Origin of the sequence: Streptosporangium sp. CA-115845 (assembly GCF_050943795.1) — a bacterium.
Taxonomy (GTDB): Bacteria; Actinomycetota; Actinomycetes; order Streptosporangiales; family Streptosporangiaceae; genus Streptosporangium.
This window is the reverse complement of sequence record NZ_CP191988.1, coordinates 9,512,038-9,528,168: the sequence shown is the minus strand read 5'-3', so window position 1 is coordinate 9,528,168 and position 16,131 is coordinate 9,512,038. Positions and strand designations below refer to the sequence as shown.

The following is a 16,131-nucleotide window of genomic DNA, read 5'->3' as shown; positions in this document are numbered from 1 at the left end:
TTTCATCTGTCAACCGTTGGACCGGTCGAAGCGTGTACTACGCGTATCTCTCCCATCACACCAGACTCTGGTGTCGCAGAAAGGAAGCCCAGTGGCTATCAAGTTGCCGGGCGGACGCGCGCTCGCCGTCGTGACCGTTGGTGTCCTCGCTGGAACGTTGTTCACCGCGGGCGGCAGTGCCGTAGCCTCGTCGGCCGGCGCGGAGATTCACGCGTGTGTCCACAAGCAGACGCGTTACGCCCGCATCGTCAACGCGACGGCCAAGTGCAAGCCGACCGAGGTCCGGGTCAGGTGGGGGCAGCAGGGCGAGAGCCAGCAGCAGGGCATCGCCACCGCCGGCCCGCAGGGTGAGCGTGGCCCGCAGGGTCAGCAGGGTGTCAAGGGCGACCCCGGTTCGGCAGGCCCGCAGGGTCTGCGCGGCCCCATCGGCAGGACCGGCGCCACCGGCCCGCAGGGCGCCAAGGGCGAGACCGGTGCCCAGGGTCCGAAGGGTGAGGACGGCAAGGACGGCGCCCCCGGTGCGAAGGGCCTCGACGGCAAGGACGGCGCCGACGGCAAGCCCGGTGCTCAGGGTCCTGCGGGCAAGGACGGCAAGGACGGCGCCGGTAGCACCCTCACCATCGTCACCGTCACAAAGTCCTACAACTTCGGCAGTCACGGCGGAAGCGAGACCGTGGGCTGCGGTACGGGCAAGGTCGTCACGGGTGGCGGCTTCAGCGGTAGCGGCAGCGCTTCCGGCCAGATCTACACGAGCGCGCCCTCCGGCACCGGCTGGACCGTGGGCGGCAAGAACTCCAGCGGTACCGTTTACGCGATCTGCATGAGCTGATACCCGGCCGAGCATGACAGCACGACAGAGGGCCCTCCGGATGGTTACCGGGGGCCTTCTCCCATGTCGGGAGCCTTCTTGCAGGGGTGGCGGTATCAAGGCCCCCTTCCAGATGGGAGACGGACCCTGCCGGTGCCGTGCGAAGCACGGAAAAGAGAAGCGCGGAAAACGCGGAGGGGGTACGGCTCATGCGAGCCGTACCCCCTCCGTGGTGGTGCGTGAGGATCAGCCGAAGATGCCCGGCAGGGTGGAGGTGTGGGTCTGGCGGAGTTCGGTGACCGGGATGTCCAGCACACCCTTGACGGTCAGCGAGTCACCGCCGGTGGTGCCCAGGCCGTGGCAGGGCACCTCGTGGGCCGCGCACAGCTTCGCGAAGGTGTCGAACGACTCGGGCCTGACGGTCACCAGCGCGCGGGCCGACGACTCGCTGAACAGTTCGACGAACGCGTCGTCGCCGGTCAGGGAGACCGCGCAGCCGATGCCCTGGGCGAGGCAGGCCTCGGCGAGGGCGATGGCCAGCCCGCCGTCGGACAGGTCGTGGGAGCCGGTCAGCAGCCCCTGCGAGGCGGCCGTGGTCAGGACGAGAGCCAGGTCACGCTCCGAGGCCAGCCGTGCCTTGGGCGGCAGGCCGCCCAGGTGGCCGTGGGCCACGTGCGCCCACTCCGAGCCGCCGAACTCCGCCTCGGTCTCGCCGAGCAGCACGATCCGGTCGCCGTCATCGGTGAAACCGGACCGTACCCGGGTGGCCACGTCGTCGATGACGCCGAGCACGCCGACGACCGGCGTCGGGTGGATCGGGACGGATCCCGTCTGGTTGTAGAACGAGACGTTTCCACCGGTCACCGGGATGCCGAGGGTCTTGCAGGCGTCGGCCAGGCCGCGCACGGCCTCGGCGAACTGCCACATGACCTCGGGGTCCTCGGGGGAGCCGAAGTTGAGGCAGTTGGTCACCGCCAGCGGCGTCGCGCCGGTGGTGGCCACGTTCCGGTACGCCTCGGCGAGGGCGAGCTGGGCCCCCGCGTACGGGTCGAGGCGGGCGTAGCGGCCGTTGCCGTCGGTGGCCAGCGCGATTCCGCGCGTCGTCTCCTCGGCGCCGGGCATGGCCTCGCTGATCCGCAGCACGCCCGCGTCGGCGGGCTGGGCCAGCACGGTGTTGCCGCGGACGTAGCGGTCGTACTGGGAGGTGACCCACTCCTTGGACGCCAGGTTCGGTGAGCCGAGGAGCTCCAGCAGCGCCGCGCGCAGGTCGGTGGGCCGGGCGAGGCGCTTGGGAGTGTCGCTGTTCAGCGCGATCTGGCCGGCCGGCTCCTGAAACGGCCGCTCGTAGACCGGGCCCTCGTCGGCCGCGGTGCCCGGCGGGATGTCGACGATGGTCTCGCCGTGCCAGGTCATCACGAGGCGGCCGCCGTCGGTGACCTCGCCGATCACGGTCGCGGGGATGTCCCACTTCGCGCAGATCGCCATGAAGGCATCGATGTCGTCAGGCGTGACGACCGCCATCATGCGCTCCTGCGACTCGCTCATCAGGATCTCCTCGGGCCGCAGCGAGGGGTCGCGCAGCGGCACCAGGTCGAGCCTGACGTTCATGCCACCGGTGCCCTTGGCGGCGAGCTCGGTGGTCGCGCAGGAGACACCGGCGGCGCCGAGGTCCTGGATGCCGACGACCACGTCCGCCTGGTAGAGCTCCAGGCAGCACTCGATCAGCAGCTTCTCCATGAAGGGGTCGCCGACCTGGACGCTGGGGCGCTTGGCGTGCGATTCGTCCTCGAAGGTGGCCGAGGCCAGCACGGACGCGCCGCCGATGCCGTCGGGGCCGGTCAGCGCGCCGAACAGGACCACCTTGTTGCCCGGTCCGGGGGCCACCGCGAGCTTGATCTGGTCCTTGCGGAGCAGGCCCACGCAGAGGGCGTTGACCAGCGGGTTGCCGATGTAGCAGGGGTCGAAGACGACCTCGCCGCCGATGTTGGGCAGGCCCAGGCAGTTGCCGTAGTGGCTGATGCCCTCGACCACGCCGGGCAGCACCCGCCGGGTGTCGTGGGCGTCCGCGGCGCCGAAGCGGAGCGCGTCCATCACCGCGACCGGCCGGGCGCCCATCGACATGATGTCGCGGACGATGCCGCCGACACCGGTCGCCGCGCCCTGGTGGGGCTCGACGTAGGACGGGTGGTTGTGCGACTCGATCTTGAAGGTGGCCGCCCAGCCGTCGCCGACGTCCACGACCCCGGCGTTCTCCCCCATGCCGACGAGCAGCGCCGCCGACTTGGGGGCCTTGGTACCGAACTGGCGCAGGTGCACCTTGGACGACTTGTAGGAGCAGTGCTCGCTCCACATGACGCTGTAGATGGCCAGCTCGGAACCGGTGGGCCGGCGGCCGAGGATCTCGCGGACCCGCTCGTACTCCTCGACCTTCATCCCCAGCTCGGCGTACGGCTGGCGCTCGCCGGGGGTCTCCTCGGCCCGCTTGACGGTGTCGAGACTCATGCGTTCACCAGCTTCTTCAGGATCGAGGAGAAGAAGGCGCGCCCATCGGTGCTCGGGGCACCGGTGAGGTCCTCGATGGCGTGCTCGGGGTGCGGCATGAGACCGACGATGTTGCCGGCCTCGTTGCGGATGCCCGCGATGTCGTTCAGGGAGCCGTTGGGGTTGCCACCCGTGTAGCGGAAGACGACCTGGCCGCCCGCCTCCAGCGCGCCCAGGGTCGCCTCGTCGGCGACGTAGCGGCCCTCCCCGTGCTTGATCGGCAGCACGATCTCCTGGCCCTCGGTGAAGTCGGAGGTCCAGGGGGTGGTGTTGCTCTCGACCCGGATGCCCTGGTCGCGGCAGATGTAGTGCAGCCCGGCGTTGCGCATCAGCGCCCCGGGCAGCAGGTGGGCCTCGCAGAGGATCTGGAAGCCGTTGCAGGTGCCAAGGACGGGTAGCCCGGCCCTGGCGGCGGGGATCAGCTCCTCCATCAGCGGGGCGAACCTGGAGATGGCCCCGCAGCGCAGGTAGTCCCCGTAGGAGAACCCGCCGGGCAGGAAGACCGCGTCCACCCCCTTGAGATCGGGATCCGCGTGCCACAGCGGCACGGCTTCGCCACCCGCGTGGCGCACGGCGCGGGCCGCGTCCTGATCGTCAAGAGTTCCTGGAAAAGTGACGACGCCCACGCGGGCAGCACTCATGGCAACGTTCCCCTCCGCAAACGGGCGCCGCGCCGGCGTCTCTCACATCGGACGTCGGTCTGCGGCGGTGCATCCAGGCTATCCGCTCCGGACAAGCGGTCATACGCGGAGTGCCGGATCACCCAACCGGGCAGCCGGCATGGGCGTCTTCCAGTCCGTACGGGGCCGGGGGGAGCCGGATTCCCGGTGGGCGGCGGGGCTATACGGCGGCGAGCACCCGGTCGCGGGAGAAGGCGGCGGCGTCGTCGTCCCAGTCCAGGTGCTTGCGCAGGTGCACGACGGTGCCCCTGCCCGGGGTGATGTCGAAGGAGATCTCGTCCACCACCGCCTGCATGATGAGCAGGCCCCTGCCGTTCTCGACGTCGGCCGACGGGTAGTGCTCCGGCACTCCGACGAGACCCTGGCCCCGGTCGATGATGCGGACGTCGCAGCGGCCGTGGCCGATGGCGGTCTCGACCTCGTAGCGGTTGGCCGGACCTCCGTGCCGCACGGCGTTGGCGCATGCCTCGGTCACCGCGAGCAGGATGTCGGAGGCGCAGTCCTCGGTGACGCCGAGTGAGCGCAGGGAGTCGCCGAGCGCCCTGCGGACCATCGGAATGCCGATGGCCTGTCGTGGCAGAGCCAGCGAGAACTCCATGTCCACCGGTTCCCTCCCGGGGTCAGACGTCACCTCGTGAAGGCTTCCCTACAGAATCCGGGCTAACCGCAAAATAACCGTAATGTTATTGACTAGTGGTCAAGCCGTGGGATTGCTCCGCCCATATTGCCGGATATAGCTGGATCTGGGCGGTTGATCTGCGTGGAGTGACGGCCTAGGACTCGACGGTGACGGTGTAGTCCTCGATCACCGTGTTGGCGAGCAGGGTCTCGGCCATTTTCCGGACGTCCGAAAGTGCCGCCTCGTCGGCGGGCCCGTCGACCTCCACCTCGAACCGCTTGCCCTGCCGTACCGCTGAGACACCTACGAGGCCGAGTCGCGGCAGCGCGCGGGCGATCGCCTGCCCCTGCGCGTCGAGAATCTCGGGCTTCAGCATGACGTCGACGATGACGCGCGCCACGATGTTCCTCCTGGTTGCGACGGGGACGGTTCGGCGCCTCAAGAGTAACCGGCTCCGGCCGTGCTCAGGCGCGGGGGCCGGACCCGCGCCACGCGGACGAAACGGGCGGGTGAAAGGGAGCGCGCGGGGAACGGGGAGCATATGGACGCCGAGGTAGGGCTTGCGCACACGTATGTGGCCTCTGCCACGATGGCCACAAGCGCGTACGAACCACCATCAGACGGGTCGAACGCGTCGCGAATCGGCCGGACAGCGGTGGCGAACCCATCCAGACGGCCCCTAGCACACAGGAGTGGCACGTGACAGCCGACGCCTCTCGTGGTGCGGAAGCACCCCCGGAGCTCATTCAACTGCTGACCCCGGAAGGAGAACGGGTCGAGCATCCCGACTACGACATCGATCTGACCCCCGAGGAGATCCGAGGTCTCTACCGGGACCTGACCCTGGTCCGCCGCGTCGACCTGGAGGCCGTGGCCCTGCAACGCCAGGGTGAACTGGGTCTGTGGGCATCGCTGCTCGGGCAGGAGGCCGCGCAGATCGGCTCCGGCCGGGCGCTGACCGAGGCCGACATGGCATTCCCGACCTACCGCGAGCACGGGGTGGCCTGGTGCAGGGGCGTCGACCCGGTGAACCTGCTCGGCCTGTTCCGCGGAGTCAACCACGGAGGGTGGGACCCCGCGGAGCACAACTTCCACCTCTACACCATCGTGATCGGCAGCCAGACCCTGCACGCGGTCGGCTACGCCATGGGCATCCAGCGCGACGGTGCCGAGGCCGCCTCGATCGTCTACTTCGGCGACGGCGCCACCTCCCAGGGTGATGTGAACGAGGCCTTCATCTGGGCCTCCGTGTTCAACGCGCCGGTGGTGTTCTTCTGCCAGAACAACCAGTGGGCCATCTCCGAGCCGCTGGAGAAGCAGACCCGCATCCCCCTGTACCGCAGGGCCAGCGGGTTCGGGTTCCCCGGTGTCCGGGTCGACGGCAACGACGTCTTCGCCTGCCTGGCCGTCACCCGAAAGGCACTGGCCGAGGCCAGGTCGGGGCAGGGGCCCGTGCTGATCGAGGCGTTCACCTACCGGATGGGCGCCCACACCACCTCCGACGACCCGACCCGCTACCGGGTGGCCGCCGAGTTGGAGGGATGGAAGCTCAAGGACCCGATCGAGCGGGTCAGGGCCTACATGTTCAAGAACCAGATCGCCGACCAGGACTTCTTCGACACGGTCGACGCGGAGGCCGACGAGCTCGGACGGGACGTCCGCAAGCGCTGCCTCGCACTGCCCGACCCCGAACCGCTGGCCATCTTCGACCATGTCTACGCCGAGCCGCACTCCCTGATGGACACCGAGCGCGCGGAGTTCGCCACCTACCTTGAGGGGTTCGAGGCATGACCATTCTCACGCTGGCCAAGGCGCTCAACGAGGGCATGCGCAAGGCCATGGAGGACGACCCCAAGGTCCTCGTCATGGGTGAGGACGTGGGCAAGCTCGGCGGTGTGTTCCGGGTGACAGACGGCCTGCAGAAGGACTTCGGCGAGCAGCGGGTCATCGACACCCCGCTGGCCGAGTCGGGCATCATCGGGACGGCCATCGGGCTCGCACTCCGGGGCTACCGCCCGGTCTGCGAGATCCAGTTCGACGGATTCGTCTTTCCCGCGGCCGACCAGATCATCACGCAGCTCGCCAAGATGCCGCTGCGCTCGCTGGGCAAGCTGAGGCTGCCGGTGGTGGTCCGGATCCCCTGCGGCGGCGGCATCGGCGCGGTGGAGCACCACAGCGAGTCGCCCGAGGCGTACTTCACGCACACCGCGGGCCTGCGCGTCGTGGCCTGCTCCAACCCGGCCGACGGCTACGCCATGATCCAGCAGGCGATCCGCTGCGAGGACCCCGTCGTCTTCTTCGAGCCCAAGCGGCGCTACTGGGAGAAGGCCGAGGTGGATGTCGACTCCTCGGACTGGACCCCCTTCGACGAGGCCAAGGTGGTACGGCAGGGCACGGACGCCACCCTGCTCGGGTACGGGCCGATGGTGAAGACCTGCCTGGAGGCCGCGAAGGCGGCCGAGGACGACGGCCGGTCCCTGGAGGTCGTGGACCTGCGCTCGCTCAATCCGCTCGACGTCTCGAAGGTCACGGAGTCGGTGCGCAGGACCGGGCGCTGCATCGTGGTGCACGAGGCGCCCGTCTACAACGGCTTCGGCGCGGAGGTCGCCGCCCGCGTCACCGAGGAGTGCTTCTACAACCTGCAGTCCCCGGTCCTGAGGGTCGGAGGGCCCTCCACTCCCTATCCGCCCTCGCGGCTTGAGGACCACTACCTGCCCGATCTGGACAGGGTCCTGCACGCCGTCGACCGCGCGTTCGCGTTCTAGGGGAGGGCTGGGATGAAGGAGTTCAGGCTCCCCGACGTGGGAGAGGGACTGACCGAGGCGGAGATCGTCCGCTGGCACGTGAAGGTCGGAGACCCGGTCAAGATCAACCAGACCATCGTGGAGATCGAGACCGCCAAGGCGGTCGTCGAGTTGCCCTGCCCGTTCGAAGGCGTCGTGGCGGCGCTGATGGTGGACGAGGGCGAGACCGTGGATGTCGGCAAGCCGATCATCTCGGTGGACGACGGTGCCGGTCCCGGGGCTCCCGTCGCGGAGCGGCCGGCGGCCCTGGCCGACGCCGCCGCCGACATGGTGCCCGCGCCACCCGCCGAGGTGCGGCAGCCGGTGCTGGTGGGCTACGGCGTCAAGCCGGGCGCGGCCAAGCGCCGCCCCCGCAAACCGTCTGTGTCCTTCGCCGGTACGGCCACCGGGTTGCGGTCGCCCGAGGTAGTGCCGCCCGGTGTGCCGTCCGCTGTGCGGGAGGGCGGCGGCGGCACGGCCGCACCGCCTACGAGCGCCGCGGTGCTGGCGAAGCCCCCGGTGCGGAAGCTGGCCAGGGACCTGGGCGTCGACCTGACCGCGCTCACCGGGACCGGCCCGCACGGCTCGATCACCAGGGACGACGTCCAGGCCGCGGTCGGCGCCGCGCCGGTCGTGACGCGGGAGGCGGAGGACGAGGAGCGGATCCCGATCAGGGGGGTGCGCAAGGCGACCGCGCAGGCCATGGTGGCCTCCGCGTTCACGGCGCCGCACGTGACGGAGTTCCTCCAGGTGGACATGACGGAGACCATGGACGCGGTCCGGCGCCTCCGGGAGCTGCCCGACTTCGCCGAGGTCAGGGTCTCGCCGCTGCTCCTGGTCGCCAAGGCCGTGCTCGTCGCCGCCCGCCGCCACCCGATGATCAACTCTGTCTGGGACGAGGCGCGTCAGGAGATCGTGGTCAAGCACCGCGTCAACCTGGGCATCGCCGCGGCCACCCCGCGCGGCCTGCTCGTCCCCAACGTCAAGGACGCCCACCTGCTGTCGCTACCCGCTCTGGCCGGCGCTCTCGGCGCTCTCGCCGAGACCGCCAGAGCGGGCCGCACCCAGCCCGCCGACATGGCCGGGGGCACGATCACGATCACCAACGTGGGCGTCTTCGGGGTGGACACGGGCACCCCGATCCTCAACCCCGGCGAATCGGCGATCCTGGCCTTCGGCCAGGTCAGGGATATGCCGTGGGTGGTGGACGGGCAGGTCGTGCCGCGTAAGGTCTGCACGCTCGCGGTCTCGTTCGACCACCGGGTGGTGGACGGGGAGATCGGCTCGCTGTTCCTGCGCGACGTCGGCGCCATGCTTGAGGACCCTCTCCGGATGCTCGCCTGGGGGTGACCCGGTGATTCCGGGGCCGGTTTCATGACAGAGCGGTGATTCGCCTGCCGGGTAAATCCGGCAGGCGAATCGCTAAACATGACGGCCGGGCCTGTCAATTGGTGTGACGGGAAATGGGTGAGGGCTCCGGGGTCGCCCTCCCGGTCGCCGCGACGCCGTGCGGGCCGCCGCCCCGGCGATAATCGGGAAACCTCTTTTTGTCCCCTGTTGATCAGGGTTTATGGTGCGTATCCCCAGCTCGGACAGGGGGTCGGGTTGGCGTGTGAAACTTTTGTCAGGCTTTGCTCTCGATACGTTTTACGGCCTTTCTGAATTGGTTGTTAAAACATCTTTAATGCGCGTCGATATGGGGTGTTTGTCTGGGTATAGGTGCTAGTGTCGTGGTTGATAAGCGCGACAGGCTCAGTACGAAAGGGGAAGCCATGACTTTCAAGCAGCTCTTCCCGTCCAGCCGGTACGTGACCTGGGGTGGATGCTGCTGCCGGCGCCGCCGCTGCGGATGTGGGTGTGGCGGCGGGTGGTGGTAATCCAGATCCGGTGCTAGCAGAAACAAATGAGAGCCGGCGGGTCGACCGCCGGCTCTCATTCTCAGAGTCGCTCTCGCCCAACGGGGCGAGGGCAGCGGTGCGTCGCCCTCCCACGGCGCCGACGGTCTCCATCCGCAGGACCTTCCGGGAGTTCTGGCCGTACACCCGCGGCCTCCGCCGGCTGCTCGTGGCCGGTGGCGTGCTCGCCATCGTCGCGGCCGTCTGCGAGGTCGCCGCGATCGGCCTGTTCGGCTTCATCACCGACGAGGTGCTCAGCAAGCAGAACCTGGGAGCCTTCTGGCTCCCCGCGGCAGCCTGGCTGGGCCTCGCGGCCGTCGCGGGGCTGGTCTCCTTCGCGGGGTCCTACCTCACGGCCCTGGGCGGTGAGCGCTTCCTGCTGCGGCTGCGAGACAGGGTCTTCGAGCACATCCAGACGCTCACGCCCGACTTCTTCGACAATCGCCGCCTGGGTGACCTGATGGCCAGGCTCACCGACGACATCGAGGCCATCGAGGAACTCGTCGGTTCCGGCCTGGTCAAGCTCTTCACCACGCTCGCCAGTGTCGTCTTCTTCGCCGGTGCGGCCCTCTACATCCGGTGGGACCTGGCACTGCTGACGTTCCTGCTTGCCCCGGCCTTCCTGCTGGTCTCCAAGGTCTTCGCGGGCAGGTTCAGGACCGTGTCGGCGCGCGAGCGGCTCAGCAACGGGACCATGAACAGCGTCATCGAGGAGAGCCTGTCCAACCAGGCGCTCGTCCAGTCCTACAACCGCCAGGGCACCGAGGCCGAGCGACTGCACGCGGAGGGGAGCACCTGGCTGCGGGCCAACGTGGCACAGGCGTGGCTGTCCTCCCTGTACGGGCCCGTCGTGCAGGTGATCGAGACCATCTGCCTGATCGCCATCCTCGGGTTCGGCGCGTGGGAGATCTCCTCGGGGCGCCTCACCATCGGCGGACTGCTCGCCTTCGCCGCCTACCTCGCCTACCTCTACCCGGCGGTGCAGAGCCTGGGGCAGATCGCCCTCACCGTCTCCGAGGCGGCGGCGGGCTCCGACCGGGTCATCGAGATCCTGCGGGCCCGGCCGGCCGTCACCGACCGCGACGCCCCTGTCCATCTGGGGCGTGGCCGTGGCCGCATCGAGTTCCAGGGCGTCGGCTTCACCTATCCGAACAGGAGGAGGCCGACGCTGCGCGACATGTCCTTCGCCGTCGAGCCGGGGGAACTGGTCGTGTGCACCGGGCCGAGCGGGGTGGGCAAGTCCACGCTCGCGAAGCTCCTGCTCCGCTTCTACGATCCCACCGCCGGGCGCATCCTGCTCGACGGAACCGACATCCGGGATCTGTCGCGCGAGTCGCTCCGTGACAACATCACCATCCTGCAGCAGGAGAACCTGCTCTTCTCCGGGACCGTACGCGACAACATCGCCTACGGCCGCCCCGGCGCGGACCTGGACGACATCGTCCGCGCCGCCGTCATGGCGGACGTCCACGACTTCGTCAACACGCTTCCCCACCGGTACGACACGCCGATCGGGCAGCGTGGGCGACTGATGTCGGGCGGGCAGCGCCAGCGGATCGCCATCGCCAGGGCCATCCTGCGTGACGCCCCGGTGCTCGTCCTCGACGAGCCGATGACGGGGCTCGACGCGCTCACCGCGGAACGGATCATGGAACCGCTCAAGAGGCTCATGGCCGGCCGCACGACCATCCTGATCACCCACGACCTCCGCTTCATTCCCGAGGCGGCCCAGAAGATCGTGCTCGAAGCCGTGCCGCGGCGTGCCGGCCGGATAAGGATCAGCCGTCGTTCCGCACCGCGCCCGGGGTGAGCGCGGATCACCTCTCGACGGCGATTCAGGCCCCGGACGGGCCGCGACACCCGTCCGGGGCTCGCCGTCGTCCGCCCCCGCCCCCTGCGCGGTCGCGGGGCCGTTGCCGGTTCCGGTGACGCCTGGCCTTACGCTGGCCGGGCACCCAACCGAAGGGAAGATCATGTTCCGGCATGTCGTGCTGTTCACCTGGACACAAGAGGCCACCGACGAGCAGAGGGCCAGGGTCGCGACGGAGCTCGGCAGGCTGCCCGGGGCCATCACGGAGATCCGCTCCTACACCCTTGGCACGGACGCGGGCGTGAACCCGGGCAACCACCAGTTCGCGGTCGTCGCGGACTTCGACAGCGTCGACGACTACCTGGTCTACCGGGACCACCCGCTGCACCAGGCCGTGATCGCCGAGCACATCAAGCCGATCGTGGCCTCGCGGGCGGCGATCCAGTTCGAGCTCTAGGGCTGCCCCGCGGATCTTGCCGTGGCGAGGATCGGCCAGGTGGTGCCTCGCACGGCGGAGGAGGGAGCCGCGGCGTGCTGCGGTGACCGACGACAACGCGGCGAGGCGCCGCCGCCTGGCCGTAGTGGGCAAAGATCCAAGGGACGCCTAGACCTCCGGCGGGTGGTTCTCACGGTGCATCAGGCGGTCCTCGGACGTGTTCCCGCGCTTGGGGGCCATCACGATGCTCAGCACGACCCCGACGGCACCGACGATCATGAAGATCAGGCCGATCACGTCGATGTGGACGGCCTCGCCGAGGACGGTGGGGTCGATGGCGAAGCGGAGGATGGCACCAAGCGTGAGAAAGAAGATGCTGACCCCGACACCCATTGGTTCCTCCGGGTAAGGCTGCCTGCCAGGTAAAGGGAGAGTACGAGAAGGGTCATACCCTTTCGGGCGCGGTCACACCACTGAAAAGGACCTTGTCGGCGGAGGTGGGTCCCCAAGAGCCCAGCCACACCGGAACCCCCAGGGCCCCGGCCACCGCCGCGGGCCAGTCGTCGACACCGTCGGCGTAGTGCGGCCGGGCCGCCGACAGCCGCCCGGTCAGCCTGGCCTGCTCTTCGAGGTCACCCGCCGTGCCCACCGGCAGCTCGCCGATGTCGTACGACACGCACATCCGCGAGACCGGCGCGTCCAGGTGGGTGAGCGCGAGGGCGTCGGCCCCGCCCGCGACCGCCAGCGCGTAGCGGTGGGCCACCGCGTCGAAGTGACCGGTGCGGAAGGGGCCTTGCCAGGGACCGGTCCCGTTGTGCGCCTCGGGCAGCACCGGCACCGCGTCCTCGGTGACCAGCGGTCCCGGGCCGTGCCTGGGCGTGTAGGTCCGCAGCACGCCCAGCCGTACGGCCGGCACCCCGTCGAGCAACTCCAGCGCGTTGGCGAAGGTCGTCGTGCTCCAGGTGGTGTACGGATGGAAGCCGTGCCACTCGTCGAGCAGCACGCCCTGCGCCCCCTCGAAGATCACGGGCCGCCTGCGCAGCAGCGCGGTCATGAAGGAGGGGCCGACCAGGATCACCCGCTCGGCGAACGCCCGGTAGGCGGCGACGCAGTCCTCGACGGGCGGCCCGGTGACCCCGAGCGCCTCGCGGAGCGCGTACAGCTTGCGGGTGAGCCGGGCCGGGGCCTCGCAGTCGCCGACGGTCGGCGCGAGCTCCGGGTGCTCCAGGGCGTAGGTCATGGTCTCGCCGACGCCCATCCCGCACGACCCGTGCCGGTCCTCGCCGCGTGCCAGCTCCCTGGCCTGCCCCGCCGCCACGTGGTACGGCGTGGCGAGCAGGGCGTCCCGGTCCACGGTGAGCAGACGGAACGGGTCACCGACGCCCAGCTCGCTCAGGTGAGCGGCCTCCCGGGCCAGCGAGAGCGGGTCTGTGACCATGAACCTGGACAGGTGGGTGGGCACGCCTCTGAGCGTGCCCGACCCGAACTGCGCGAACGTGTGGTGCCGTCCGTCGGGCAGCACGACGTTGTGGGCGGCCTGTCCACCCCCGTTGAACCTGACGACCGCCCCGATGGGTTCGCGGGTGCAGAGCCAGTCGATGATCGTGCCTTTGCCCGCGTCGCCGTAGCCGAGATCTGTCACGATCATGTGTTCACGCATGTGGTCCTCTGTTCGTGGTGGTCCCTGCCCGGCGGTGAGTTCTCACCGCCGGGCAGGGACCGTTTCCCTTCGTGGTGGCACTCCCCGCCGCTTTCGCGGTGGCCGCCGCACGGCGGGGAGGTCTTCAGAGCCGCGTCACGCCGCTGTCGCCGCCCAGGTCGAGACCGTCGGCGACCACGAGCGTGCCGCGGTCGAGTGTGGCGCGGTCGAGTGTGGCGAGGGCCCTGCCCACGGCGGTCCCGGCGGTCGAGCCGAGCTCGTCGAGGTCGTCCAGCCCCTCCCGCAGATCGATGGCGTCCTCGCCGAGACCGACGGTGAGCGCGATGGTCTCGCAGACGGCGTCGAGGTCGTCCAGCTCCAGCACGTTCTGGCCGAGCAGCTCGCGCCAGGCGGCCAGCACCCGGCCGTCCCCGGCGTAGCTCGACCCCGCCGGGAGGATGTAGTAGACGTCGTAGACCCTGGTCAGCTCGGCGACGATCTCCCTGGTCGGGATGTCCCGCCGGAGCCGATCGCCGATGACCTTCTCGACCTCGCGCCGCTTGACCTGCGGGTAGGGAAGTTCGTCGCCGATGATGAACAGGTAGCCCCTGCGGCCCCGCCTCTCGAAGCAGTCGATCGAGGTGTGCCTGGCCATGAAGTACATCGCCAGCTCGTACGACTCGCTCATCTGGCCGCCGCCCCCGCCCTCCAGCAGGACCTTGCCCAGGTGCTCGTCCATCCGGTTGTCGGATTCGAACTGGCCGATCTGCAGCGGGGCCCGGTCGCAGGTGGCGTCGCCGATCGCACCGAAGAGGATCTGCGGGTCGGTGGCGTAGCCCTTGCGGAGCAGCAGCCCGAGCAGGTCGGGCAGCTTGGTCTGGAGGGTGCGGGGCACCCCGCCCATCGAGCCGGTCACGTCGAACAGCACGGCCACGGCGAGGGAGTCGGGGTGCTCGGCGGAGTCGCGGCTCTCGCGGTCCGCCACCCCGCGCGGGTCGAGGTCGGGGTGCGTGGAGCGGGCACCGCCGTCGCTGTAGGCGAAGGCGCTTGAGCCCTTGGCCGCGCGGTAGCTCGCGGCGGCGGAGTAGACGTCGGTGGACCAGATTCCGCTTCCCACGGGGGATCTCCTCGGATCAGGGATGGCACGTTCTCAAAGGCGCAGTGGCCGGTATCTCCTCGGCCCGTACAGGTCGTCGAGCAGATCGTCGAGTTCCCCCAGGAGCCGCCACGCGTCGCCGGGCGGGCTCAGCAGGCTGCCCCGGACGAAGCGCCTGATCGGAGTGGGGGCCTGGTCGCCCATCAGGGCGGCCACGGAGCGGGTGGCGAGGTGGATGTCGGTGGCGGGGGTGGCGGGCTTCCTGGCCAGGACCTCCGGCGGGTAGTCGTCGCGGTGCCTGGTCACCAGGGCGGTGAGCGGGGTGCCGAGCGGTACCGACTGGCTCCAGTCGACGAGCACCAGGCCGTGGTCGACCGGGTGGACGAGGACGTGGTGCCCGAACACCGCGCCGTGCACGACCCCCGCCCGATGGGCCGCGCCGACGGCCACCAGCAGCCGCCGCCAGATCCAGGCCACGTCCCTCGCGTCGAGCACCGGCCGCCGCCGCCTGACCTCGTCCAGGCTCACGAACCCGTCGGGTACCCGGCTGATCACGTTGGCCCGCCGCTCGACCCCGTCGCGGCGGTGCCGGAACGAATCCACCAGGCGCGGCACGTACGGCAGGAGCAGCGGGTCGCCGTCTCGCGCGATCGTCTCCAGGGCGTCCGCCTCGCGGCGCATGAGGTCGTTGTCCGCGTGGCTGCGCGGGAGTTTGAGCAGCGTGTCCGGACCACTCTCGTAGAGCACGGCCGAGGCGCCCCGCCGGAAGACGCCCCCGATCCGGTAGGTCCCCCGCCCGGTGGTGATCACCGTCTCCGCGGCCGGCCCCGAGGTCCCGCCGCGGGCCGCCCACAGCTCGGCCAGCCTGGCGAACGCCTCGGCGGCCTCGGCTCCCGGCGCGAGGTCGGGGTGGAGCAGCCTCGCCAGCCTCCGGTACGACCGGTGCGGAGAGTCCCCGCCGAACAGGTCGTCGGGGGTACGGGCAGCGGTCACCAGCGCGATCGCCTCGGCCCTGGTCATCTGATCTGTTCCTCCCTGGCGGGTCGTAGCAGGGCGGGGTGCAGCAGCCGGGCGTCGCCGGCCCGGTAGAGCTTGGCCCGGGGGCCGCCCCTGGCCCCGCCGCTCTCGGTGGTCTCGCCGGTGCTCTCCACGAAACCGGGCACCGAAAGGATCTTGCGGTGGAAGTTGCCCGCGTGCAGTGGCACGCCCCAGACCGTCTCGTAGACACCGCGCAGCTCGGAGATCGTGAACGTCTCACCGGCGAACGAGGTGGCCAGCGGGGTGTACTCCAGCCTGCCGCGTGCCCGCTCCAGCCCGTGCGCCAGGATGCGATCGTGGTCGAAGGCGAGCTCCGGCAGCTTGTCGACCGGCTGCCAGGCGGCGTCCGCCGCGTCCGTGCCCGCCCGGGGATCGGGCAGGTCGGGGGCGAACGCCAGGTAGGAGATCGACACGACCCTCATCCGCGGATCACGGTCGGGCGTCCCGTAGCTGGCGAGCTGCTCGATGTGGACCCGGTCCCCGAGGCCCGAGAGCCCCGTCTCCTCGGCCAGTTCCCGCGCCGCGGCCTGTGGCAGGTCCTCTCCCGGCCGGATGAACCCCCCTGGCAGCGCCCACCGCCCCGCATGGGGTTGCTCGCCCCGCCTGATGAGCAGAACGCGCAACCCGCCCCCGCGAATGGTGAGCGCCACCACGTCGACGGTCACCGCGACCGCCGGGTACACCCGCGGGTCGTAACCCGCCAGAAACTCGGACTCATCCATCACATGTCCTTCTCAAAGTGAGACAATCTCAGTATGAGAATAACAAAGGCCGGTGTCAACCCGC

The 16,131-nt window shown here is 70.0% G+C and carries 15 protein-coding genes; 6 read left to right on the top strand and 9 right to left on the bottom strand.

The features are described from left to right. The first annotated feature begins 91 nt into the window (after positions 1-91). Positions 92-829: a hypothetical protein gene (locus tag ACQP0P_RS45170; protein ID WP_433368598.1), complete on the top strand. Its 738-nt coding sequence runs from the start codon at positions 92-94 to the stop codon at positions 827-829. A 225-nt stretch (positions 830-1,054) separates the two neighbouring features. On the opposite strand, the gene purL is transcribed toward ACQP0P_RS45170, so the two are convergent. From purL to purS, 4 genes are all read right to left on the bottom strand, one after another. Then, positions 1,055-3,310, bottom strand: coding sequence for a phosphoribosylformylglycinamidine synthase subunit PurL (gene purL, locus ACQP0P_RS45165; RefSeq protein ID WP_433368596.1), 2,256 nt, complete (start codon positions 3,308-3,310; stop codon positions 1,055-1,057). Next, on the bottom strand, positions 3,307-3,990 hold the full coding sequence (purQ, locus tag ACQP0P_RS45160; RefSeq protein ID WP_433368593.1) for a phosphoribosylformylglycinamidine synthase subunit PurQ: 684 nt from the start codon (positions 3,988-3,990) through the stop codon (positions 3,307-3,309). Before purQ ends, purL begins: the two co-directional genes overlap by 4 nt. A 199-nt stretch (positions 3,991-4,189) precedes the next feature. Further along, complete coding sequence (locus ACQP0P_RS45155; protein WP_433368590.1) at positions 4,190-4,660, bottom strand: ATP-binding protein; 471 nt, start codon at positions 4,658-4,660, stop codon at positions 4,190-4,192. Between the two features lie 142 nt (positions 4,661-4,802). Continuing rightward, positions 4,803-5,048 carry a phosphoribosylformylglycinamidine synthase subunit PurS gene (gene purS, locus ACQP0P_RS45150; protein WP_433368587.1) on the bottom strand — a complete coding sequence of 82 codons (246 nt, stop codon included), beginning with the start codon at positions 5,046-5,048 and terminating at the stop codon, positions 4,803-4,805. Between the two features lie 299 nt (positions 5,049-5,347). Here purS and pdhA point away from each other — a divergent pair, with 299 nt between their 5' ends. From pdhA to ACQP0P_RS45125, 5 genes are all read left to right on the top strand, one after another. Then, complete coding sequence (gene pdhA / locus ACQP0P_RS45145) at positions 5,348-6,439, top strand: pyruvate dehydrogenase (acetyl-transferring) E1 component subunit alpha (protein WP_433368584.1); 1,092 nt, start codon at positions 5,348-5,350, stop codon at positions 6,437-6,439. After that, entirely contained in the window at positions 6,436-7,413 is a 978-nt protein-coding gene (locus ACQP0P_RS45140) for an alpha-ketoacid dehydrogenase subunit beta (RefSeq protein WP_433368581.1), read from the top strand. The genes pdhA and ACQP0P_RS45140 overlap by 4 nt, the downstream gene beginning before the upstream one ends. A gap of 12 nt (positions 7,414-7,425) precedes the next feature. Beyond that, on the top strand, positions 7,426-8,781 hold the full coding sequence (locus ACQP0P_RS45135; protein ID WP_433368578.1) for a dihydrolipoamide acetyltransferase family protein: 1,356 nt from the start codon (positions 7,426-7,428) through the stop codon (positions 8,779-8,781). 624 nt (positions 8,782-9,405) lie between these two features. After that, positions 9,406-11,136 (top strand): ABC transporter ATP-binding protein, encoded by a 1,731-nt coding sequence (locus ACQP0P_RS45130; RefSeq protein ID WP_433368575.1) that lies wholly within the window; start codon positions 9,406-9,408, stop codon positions 11,134-11,136. A 163-nt stretch (positions 11,137-11,299) separates the two neighbouring features. After that, positions 11,300-11,593: a Dabb family protein gene (locus tag ACQP0P_RS45125; RefSeq protein WP_433368572.1), complete on the top strand. Its 294-nt coding sequence runs from the start codon at positions 11,300-11,302 to the stop codon at positions 11,591-11,593. A 147-nt stretch (positions 11,594-11,740) separates the two neighbouring features. Here ACQP0P_RS45125 and ACQP0P_RS45120 read toward each other — a convergent pair whose 3' ends face one another. The 5 genes from ACQP0P_RS45120 to ACQP0P_RS45100 form a co-directional block, all read right to left on the bottom strand. Next, positions 11,741-11,965, bottom strand: coding sequence for a DUF6458 family protein (locus tag ACQP0P_RS45120; RefSeq protein ID WP_030917415.1), 225 nt, complete (start codon positions 11,963-11,965; stop codon positions 11,741-11,743). A 52-nt stretch (positions 11,966-12,017) separates the two neighbouring features. Next, positions 12,018-13,232, bottom strand: a complete 1,215-nt coding sequence (locus tag ACQP0P_RS45115) for an adenylosuccinate synthetase (RefSeq protein WP_433368569.1) — start codon at positions 13,230-13,232, stop codon at positions 12,018-12,020. A 124-nt stretch (positions 13,233-13,356) separates the two neighbouring features. Then, entirely contained in the window at positions 13,357-14,328 is a 972-nt protein-coding gene (locus ACQP0P_RS45110) for a hypothetical protein (protein WP_433368567.1), read from the bottom strand. 33 nt (positions 14,329-14,361) lie between these two features. Further along, entirely contained in the window at positions 14,362-15,327 is a 966-nt protein-coding gene (locus ACQP0P_RS45105; RefSeq protein ID WP_433368564.1) for a lipopolysaccharide kinase InaA family protein, read from the bottom strand. After that, a complete protein-coding gene (locus ACQP0P_RS45100) occupies positions 15,324-16,067 on the bottom strand; it encodes an NUDIX hydrolase (protein WP_433368561.1) in 744 nt (247 codons plus the stop codon). The genes ACQP0P_RS45105 and ACQP0P_RS45100 overlap by 4 nt, the downstream gene beginning before the upstream one ends. Positions 16,068-16,131: the final 64 nt, after the last annotated feature.

Excerpts from the sequence above, each read along its gene's own strand:
- ACQP0P_RS45140 (WP_433368581.1), top strand. The coding sequence starts at position 6,436 with ATGACCATTCTCACGCTGGCCAAGGCGCTCAACGAGGGCATGCGCAAG.
- ACQP0P_RS45105 (WP_433368564.1), bottom strand. The coding sequence starts at position 15,327 with ATGACCAGGGCCGAGGCGATCGCGCTGGTGACCGCTGCCCGTACCCCC.
- ACQP0P_RS45115 (WP_433368569.1), bottom strand. The coding sequence starts at position 13,232 with ATGCGTGAACACATGATCGTGACAGATCTCGGCTACGGCGACGCGGGC.
- ACQP0P_RS45135 (WP_433368578.1), top strand. The coding sequence starts at position 7,426 with ATGAAGGAGTTCAGGCTCCCCGACGTGGGAGAGGGACTGACCGAGGCG.
- ACQP0P_RS45100 (WP_433368561.1), bottom strand. The coding sequence starts at position 16,067 with ATGGATGAGTCCGAGTTTCTGGCGGGTTACGACCCGCGGGTGTACCCG.
- ACQP0P_RS45120 (WP_030917415.1), bottom strand. The coding sequence starts at position 11,965 with ATGGGTGTCGGGGTCAGCATCTTCTTTCTCACGCTTGGTGCCATCCTC.
- purL (WP_433368596.1), bottom strand. The coding sequence starts at position 3,310 with ATGAGTCTCGACACCGTCAAGCGGGCCGAGGAGACCCCCGGCGAGCGC.
- ACQP0P_RS45125 (WP_433368572.1), top strand. The coding sequence starts at position 11,300 with ATGTTCCGGCATGTCGTGCTGTTCACCTGGACACAAGAGGCCACCGAC.
- purQ (WP_433368593.1), bottom strand. The coding sequence starts at position 3,990 with ATGAGTGCTGCCCGCGTGGGCGTCGTCACTTTTCCAGGAACTCTTGAC.